Genomic DNA, 355 nt, shown 5'->3' with positions numbered 1-355 from the left:
GTCATTGTCCCTGTCCATGGGCTCGCGTTCAAAAGAGCCTCGACGGCGTGAATATCGTCAAGTATCTTGACTATATGGAGTTCGGATCAAGTGGTCAAGGAGCTTGACGAAAAACCCGAGGCGCTGCCCGATCATGTCGGCTGGCGGCTGTGGCAGGCGAGTCGTGCCTGGCACGCGGAATTTGCCGCCGCCATGCGGGCCGCCGGCCACGGCTGGTTCAGCGAAGCGCGCGCCGGGCTGCTCGGGCACATCCCCCGCAACGGCACGCGCCAGTCGGCGCTGATCGAGCGCGCGGCCATCTCCAAGCAGGCGGTTCAGCAATTGCTCGACGGGCTGGAGGCGGAAGGCGTGCTGG

1 protein-coding gene is annotated in these 355 nt (G+C 65.1%); it reads left to right on the top strand.

Translation table 11 applies throughout. From position 1 onward, the window contains the following. Positions 1-90: 90 nt before the first annotated feature. Positions 91-355: helix-turn-helix domain-containing protein (locus tag EN804_RS35300; RefSeq protein WP_135922350.1), on the top strand; the 265-nt coding region annotated here is incomplete at its 3' end.

The organism is Mesorhizobium sp. M8A.F.Ca.ET.161.01.1.1 (assembly GCF_004792105.1).
Taxonomy (GTDB): domain Bacteria; phylum Pseudomonadota; class Alphaproteobacteria; order Rhizobiales; family Rhizobiaceae; genus Mesorhizobium.
Note: the sequence above shows the minus strand (reverse complement) of the source record. Positions and strands in the feature narration are given on the sequence as shown.